The sequence below is a fragment of the Caballeronia sp. genome, from assembly GCF_028292365.1.
Classification (GTDB): domain Bacteria; phylum Pseudomonadota; class Gammaproteobacteria; order Burkholderiales; family Burkholderiaceae; genus Caballeronia.
In genome coordinates this window covers 1-7,048 of sequence record NZ_JAQGMM010000341.1, presented here as the reverse complement: position 1 = coordinate 7,048, position 7,048 = coordinate 1, and the positions used below count along the sequence as shown (strand labels likewise).

General features: G+C 61.1%; 5 protein-coding genes. 2 read left to right on the top strand and 3 right to left on the bottom strand.

Translation table 11 applies throughout. The features are described from left to right. Positions 1 to 144 precede the first annotated feature (144 nt). Positions 145 to 2,757, top strand: coding sequence for an MMPL family transporter (locus JWR14_RS20570; RefSeq protein WP_299710593.1), 2,613 nt, complete (start codon positions 145 to 147; stop codon positions 2,755 to 2,757). Between the two features lie 83 nt (positions 2,758 to 2,840). Further along, the gene (locus JWR14_RS20565; protein ID WP_366144576.1) at positions 2,841 to 3,731 is read left to right on the top strand and encodes a VacJ family lipoprotein; all 891 of its coding nucleotides are present in this window, start codon (positions 2,841 to 2,843) and stop codon (positions 3,729 to 3,731) included. A gap of 49 nt (positions 3,732 to 3,780) precedes the next feature. Here JWR14_RS20565 and JWR14_RS20560 read toward each other — a convergent pair whose 3' ends face one another. The 3 genes from JWR14_RS20560 to JWR14_RS20550 form a co-directional block, all read right to left on the bottom strand. Then, positions 3,781 to 5,082, bottom strand: a complete 1,302-nt coding sequence (locus tag JWR14_RS20560) for a dicarboxylate/amino acid:cation symporter (RefSeq protein ID WP_299710590.1) — start codon at positions 5,080 to 5,082, stop codon at positions 3,781 to 3,783. A gap of 115 nt (positions 5,083 to 5,197) precedes the next feature. Further along, positions 5,198 to 5,815, bottom strand: coding sequence for a 3-isopropylmalate dehydratase small subunit (leuD, locus tag JWR14_RS20555; RefSeq protein WP_299710586.1), 618 nt, complete (start codon positions 5,813 to 5,815; stop codon positions 5,198 to 5,200). Next, positions 5,808 to 7,048 (bottom strand): 3-isopropylmalate dehydratase large subunit (locus JWR14_RS20550; RefSeq protein WP_299710583.1); only part of this gene is annotated, 1,241 nt, incomplete at its 5' end. The genes JWR14_RS20550 and leuD, both read right to left, overlap by 8 nt.

Below are 7,048 nucleotides of genomic sequence, written 5' to 3'. Positions count from 1 at the left end.
CGATCGCAGTGCCCAACCCGCGCCCGTAGCGCGAACGCTCCTTCTGCGAGTATTTCCCCGCGCCCGGTATACTCACGCGGCGCCTCATGGCCTCCTGGTTAATCAGTAAAACTTCAGAACACGCCCTCCGAGGCATCCGTCTTCATGCTCACGCCTCTCATTGCCCGTCTCGTCACGTTATCGATTCGCCGACCCGGCTGGATCATCGTTTTATCGCTGCTGATTGCCGTGCTGAGCGGCTATTACGTCGTGCATCACTTCAAGATCAGCACCGACATCAGCCAGTTGATCGAAACAGAACCCGAATGGGCCGCGCGCACCCACGCGATTGACCAGGCCTTTCCGCAACGCGGATCGACGGTGCTCGTGGTGGTCGAAGCGCAAGCGCCTGAATTCGCCGATGCCGCCGCCAATGAGCTCGCCGCCGCGCTGACCAAGAACACCGCCCACTTCACGGCGGTGTCGCAACCCTCGGGCGGCGACTTCTTCGAACATAACGGCCTGCTTTACCTCTCCGCCGATAAAGTCGCCGACACCACCCAGCAACTCGTGAAAGCGCGTCCGCTGATCAACGCGCTGGCGCACGACCCCACGCTCACCGGCCTGGCCGGCACGCTCAACACCAGCCTCAACCTGCCGCTGCAACTGGGCCAAGTGACGCTCGGACAGATGTCCAAGCTGCTGGGCCAGAGCGCGGACGTACTGGATAAAGTCGTCGCCAATCAGCCCGCCGTGTTCTCGTGGCGCAATCTGGTCGAACCCTCCGCCACGCAGCCCGCGCGCGCGTTCGTCACTGTCCAGCCGATGGTGGACTACAACGCGCTTGAACCCGGCGCGAGAGGATCGAACGCGATTCGGGCGACGGCAAATGAGCTGAAGTTATCGGAGAAATATGGAGCCGTCGTGCGGCTCACCGGCGAACAACCGCTCTCCGACGAAGAATTCGCATCGCTGAAAGACGGCGCCGAGCTCAACGGCATCCTGACGTTCATCGTCGTGCTGGTGATCCTCTGGCTCGCGCTGCGCTCGGGGAAAATGATCATCTCGGTGTTCATCACACTGTTCGTCGGACTGGCGATCACCGCCGCGATCGGCCTGTTCATGGTCCACGCGCTGAACCTGATTTCGATCGCGTTCATGGTGCTGTTCGTCGGGCTCGGCGTGGATTTTGGCATCCAGTTCGGCGTGCGGTATCGCGAGGAACGCTTCAAGGACGACCGGCTGGACGTCGCGCTCGTGAACACCGCGCGCCACGTTGGCGTGCCGCTGACGCTCGCGGCCGCCGCGACGGCCGCGAGTTTTTTCTCGTTCTTGCCGACCGCGTATCGCGGCGTGTCCGAACTCGGGCAGATCGCGGGCGTCGGCATGCTGGTGGCGTATTTCACCAACATGACGCTGTTCCCCGCGCTGATCAAGGTGTTCGGCCCGCCGGGTGAAGCCGGCTCGCCGGGCTTTCCGAAACTTGCGCCGGTGGACGAGTACCTCGCGCGCAATCGCAAGCCGGTGCTGATCGCCACGCTGGTGGTCGTGATCTGCGCGCTGCCGTTGCTGCTGCATCTGCGTTTCGACTTCAATCCGCTGAACCTTAAGGACCCGAAAACGGAGTCCATGGCCACGCTGCTCTCGCTGAAAGACGCGCCCGAAGCGGCTGTGAATGATGTGAAGATACTCGCGCCCTCGCTCGAGGAAGCGGACAAGATCGCGGCGAAGCTCCAGAAACTGCCGGAAGTGGAGCGAGCAACAACTTTGTCGTCGCTCATTCCTGCCGATCAGCCGCAAAAACTCGAATTGATTGCCGCCGCGGCATCGGTGCTCCTGCCTTCCCTGGATCAGCGCGTCGCCACGCCCGCCAACGACGCCGTGCGCGTAGCCACGCTCAAGCGGCTGTCAAACTCGCTGGAACTCGCCGCCGATGAACATCCCGGCCCCGGCGAAAGCGAAGCGCGCCATTTGGCGGCGACGCTGAAAAAGCTCGCCGCGGCCGACGCTGCCGCCCGTGATCGCGCCGAGCACGCGATGTCCGACCCGTTGCGCATTGCGCTGGGCCAGATGCGCTCGCTGCTGCAGCCGTCGCCGATCACGCTGGCCTCGCTGCCTAAGTCGATGACTGAAGGCTGGCTCGCCGCCAACGGCCAGGCGCTCGTGGAAGCATCGCCCAAAGCGCTGGATGGCAAGAGCCGCGACGACGACAAACTGCTCGCCCGCTTCGCAAATGCCGTGCAGAAAGCCGAGCCAAACGCGATCGGCGGGCCGATCTCGGTGTTGCATTCGGCCAACACGATCATCAAGGCGTTCGAGCAGGCGGCGGCGTGGTCGCTGATCGCCATCGCAATCCTGCTGTGGCTGACTTTGCGTCGTATCGGCGATGTTTTGAGAACTTTGATACCTTTGCTGGTCTCGGCCGTCGTCACGCTGGAGTTATGCGTGGTGTTCGACATGCCGCTGAACTTCGCGAACATCATTGCGTTGCCGTTGATGCTGGGCATTGGCGTGGCGTTCAAGATCTATTTCGTCATGGCGTGGCGCTCCGGACAAACCGGCCTGCTGCAGTCGAGTCTCACGCACGCCGTGATGTTTAGCGCCGCCACCACGGCGACGGCGTTCGGCAGTTTGTGGTTTTCGCATCATCCGGGCACATCGAGCATGGGCAGGCTCCTCGTCCTGGCGCTTTTTACGACGTTAATCGGCGCAGTGGTATTTCAGCCGGTTCTAATGGGAAAACCGCGGGTACGGCCAAAAGTGGCCGAAACCGTTTAGACCGTCCTTGTTTGAGCCGTCCCCTTTGAACCGTCCCTTTAGACGCACTAATAACTAACGCATCACCCCAAGGAAACAGACCCATGAGGATGGCAAAAACGCCTGATGCCGCCCGCAAACTGCGAGCGCTCTCCGGCGGCGTGCTGCTCGCCGCTGCTTTCGCCTTGTCCGGTTGCGCCACAGGCCCCGACCGCAAGCCAGGCGACCCGCTGGAACCGATGAACCGCGAGATCTTCAAGTTCAACGACGCCGCCGATAGATACGTCGCCCGCCCGATTGCAACCGGTTACGTGAAGGTCACGCCGGCGCCGATCCGCACCGCGATCAGCAGCTTCTTTTCGAATATTGGCGACATTGGCAACTTCGCGAACAACCTGCTGCAGTTGAAGATCACCGACGCGTCCGAAGACCTGATGCGCATCGCGATCAACTCCACGTTCGGTATTGGCGGTTTGATCGACTGGGCTTCAGCCGCCGGGCTGCCGAAACACGATCAGGACTTCGGACTTACGCTGGGGCATTACGGCGTGCCGTCGGGACCGTATCTGGTGTTGCCGCTGCTCGGGCCGAGTTCGGTGCGCGATTCAACGAACTGGATTGCGAGCTATCCGCTCAATCCGGGTACTTACTTGAGTACGGAAGCGAGCGTGTCGATGTTTGTCGTGCGGTTCGTGAGCGCGCGAGCCGATTTGCTGGGCGCAACCGACATCCTGTCGCAAGCGGCGCTGGATAAATACGCGTTTGTCCGCGATGCCTACACGCAGCGTCGACAGTATTTGCTGACGGGCGCGGCGAACGCGGCGCTGCCGGATTATGGCGATGAAAGCGGTGCTACCGCAGCGCCTCCGGGTGCAGCAAGCGCGACGGCTGCGCCGGCGAAGCCGGGCATGGGCGGGAGCAGCAGTTCGCAAGGCTTGCCGAACTACGCTGATCCGGGTGCGGCCGAACCGGCATCGGCACCGGCTGGGAAGTGATTTAGCCTTAAGCCTTAGCTCGCGATACGGCCGCCGTATCGCGAGCGCGTTAGCTTTTTAAGCGGCGCTCCCCTTCCATGTCTTCCACGCGTTGCGGCATCCCAAGCTGAGCGCGCAGCATGCCGCGATCCAGTTCTTTCTCCCACGAAGCCACGACGATCGTCGCCACCCCGTTCCCCACGATATTCGTCAGCGCCCGGCATTCCGACATGAACCGGTCGATGCCGAGGATCAGCACCATCGCGGTCACCGGCACGGTTGGCACGACTGACAAGCTCGCAGCGAGCGTGATGAATCCCGCGCCGGTCACGCCCGTGGATCCCTTCGACGTCAGCATGGTCACCGCCAGCAGCGTCACCTCCTGCATCGCGGTCATGTACGTGTTCGTGGCCTGGGCGAGAAACAGTACAGCGAGCGTCATATAGATGTTGGTGCCGTCGAGGTTGAAGGAATAACCCGTCGGCACGACCAACCCCACGATCCCGCGCGAGCACCCCAGCCGTTCAAGCTTCTCCATCAACTGCGGCAACGCGGCTTCCGATGTCGATGTGCCCAGCACGATCAGCAACTCGTCCTTGATAAACGCAAGGAAACGAAAAATGCTGAAACCGCAGGCCTTCGCCACCATACCCAGCCCGAAGGTCACGAACAAAAACGCGGTGAGATAAAACGTGCCGATCAGCTTCATCATCGGTAGCAGGGATTCAATGCCGTACTTGCCGATGGTGAACGCCATTGCGCCGAATGCTCCAATTGGCGCGAGACTCGTAATCACGTGGACAATCTTGAAGAACGCCTTCGATAATGCCTCGATCAAGCTGATCACCGGCTTCGCCGGTTCGCCCATCACGGCGAGCGCGGAGCCGAATAACATTGCGATCAGCAGAACCGGCAGGATGTCACCCTGCGTGAACGCGCCCACGAAGGTGTCAGGGATGATGTGCATGAAGAAGCCTGCGAGCCCTTCGCCATGCGTCGCTTGTGCGGCGTATCCGGATACCGCGCTGGCATCGAGCGTGGAGGGATCGACGTTGAATCCCTTGCCGGGTTGAAGCAGATGCGCCGCTAAAAGGCCAATGGCGAGCGCGACCGTCGATACGATTTCGAAGTACAGCAACGCCTTGCCGCCCACGCGCCCGACCTTGCGCATGTCGTGCATGCTCGCAATCCCCGTCACGACCGTGCAGAAAATCACCGGGCTGATGATCATGCGAACGAGTTTGATGAAGGCATCGCCGAGGGGTTTCATCGCGATGCCATCGCCGGGAAGGAAATGGCCCAGGAGCACGCCGGCGAAGATCGCGGCGATTACCTGCACGTACAGAATCCGGTAGAACGGCTTGCGTTTCATGTCTCCTCCTTTTTTGGGCAAAACGGGTCCTCTCCGTTTTGGCTTGAGCTTTCGCTTTCGCCAAAACGGTCGGGTTTTACGGTGTTTTTGATGAATGCGGCCGCAGCCGCGCGGGCTACATCACGGCAGCCCAGGGATGGCGCTCGAAGTGGCGCTTCTCAAAGGCTTCAATGTCCGCGAGAGCAGTCAGCGTCAGGTCGATCGTGTCCATGCCTTCGATCACCATGCGCTTATGCCGCGCGCCGAGCGGGAAGTTGAAAACGTGAGCGCTGGTTGTTGAATTAACCGTCTGCGCTTCCAGGTCGATAAGGATCTTCGACGCCGGATCATCCGTCGATTCGCGCAGCAACAAGTCCACCGCTTGACGATCGAGTTGCACGAGCAGCAAGCGATTGTTCATCGCGTTGGAGTAGAAAATCTCGGCGAAGCTGGGTGCAATCACGGCGTCGAAACCGTATTGCTGAAGTCCCCACACCGCATGTTCCCGGCTCGATCCACAACCGAAATTTGCACCGCCGATCAGGATGCGTGCACCGTTATAAGCGGGCTGGTTAAGCACGCAATCTGTAAGAGGTTCGCCGTGTTGATCGAAGCGCAGGTCGTAGAGCAAACCTTTGCTCAAACCCGCTTTATCGATGATGCGAAGGAACTGCTTCGGCATGATCTGATCGGTGTCCAGGTTCTCTATGGGCAACGGCACCGCGGTGCCTTCAATTCTCGTCAATTTAGTCATTGTGATTCTCCAGCGAACGGACATCGGTGATCTTGCCGGTCAGCGCGGCGGCGGCGGCCATCGCGGGGCTCATCAGATGCGTGCGGCCGCCACGTCCTTGCCGGCCTTCGAAGTTGCGATTGGTCGTGGATGCACAGCGTTCGCCCGCTTCGAGAAAGTCATCGTTCATCGCGAGGCACATCGAGCAGCCCGGCTCGCGCCATTCGAAGCCAGCAGTTATTAGAATCTCCGCGATGCCTTCCGCTTCTGCTTGCCGACGCACCGAACCCGAGCCCGGCACGACCATCGCGCGTACGCCTGCTGCAACTTTGCGCCCGCGCACGATCGACGCGACGATGCGCAAATCTTCAATGCGCCCATTCGTGCATGAGCCGATAAACACGCGGTCGATCGGCGTTCCCGCTATTGGCTGATTCGGCTCAAGACCAATGTAGTCGAGCGCACGACGCAGTGCGGCAGCGGCTTCGGGCGTGGCTTGTTGGGCGGCGTCGGGCACGAGGGCATCGACGCGCATCGCCTGGTCGGGGCTCGTGCCCCACGTGACGAAGGGCGCGATGTCGCGGGCATCGAAGGTGAATTCGGCGTCGAACGTGGCATCGGCGTCGGATTTCAAATCGCTCCAGTCGGCGAGCGCGGCTTGCCATGCGGCTTCATCCAGCGATGTGGCATGTGCCCGGACATAGTCGAACGTGGCTTTATCCGGTGCGATTAAAGCCGCCCGCGCGCCCGCTTCCACGGTCATGTTGCACAAAGTCATGCGGGCTTCCGCCGAGAGCGACGCGATGGTCGAGCCTCTAAATTCCACCGCATAACCCCGCGCCCCTTGAGCGCCAATCTGGCTGATTATCCAGATGATCACGTCCTTCGATGCCGTGCCATAAGGCAACGCGCCATCGATCGTGATACGCATGGTCTGCGCCACGCGATACACCAGCGTCTGCGTCGCGAGAACGTGCTCAACCTCCGATGTACCGATACCAAACCCCAGCGCGCCCAACGCGCCGTAGGTGGTCGTGTGACTATCGCCACAGAGCACGGCCATGCCGGGGCGGATCAACCCCAGTTCGGGCGCGATGATGTGTTCAATCCCCTGCAGCGGATCGTTTGCCGCGAACAACCGGATGCCAGCTTTGTCGCAATTGCGCGCGAGGTTTTCAGCTTGCAGCAGAGAGGCGGCATCGCGAATCACACGCGGCGATTCGGCGTGCGTTGGAATGATGTGACTGACTACCG

Excerpts from the sequence above, each read along its gene's own strand:
- JWR14_RS20570 (WP_299710593.1), top strand. The coding sequence starts at position 145 with ATGCTCACGCCTCTCATTGCCCGTCTCGTCACGTTATCGATTCGCCGA.
- JWR14_RS20565 (WP_366144576.1), top strand. The coding sequence starts at position 2,841 with ATGAGGATGGCAAAAACGCCTGATGCCGCCCGCAAACTGCGAGCGCTC.
- JWR14_RS20560 (WP_299710590.1), bottom strand. The coding sequence starts at position 5,082 with ATGAAACGCAAGCCGTTCTACCGGATTCTGTACGTGCAGGTAATCGCC.
- leuD (WP_299710586.1), bottom strand. The coding sequence starts at position 5,815 with ATGACTAAATTGACGAGAATTGAAGGCACCGCGGTGCCGTTGCCCATA.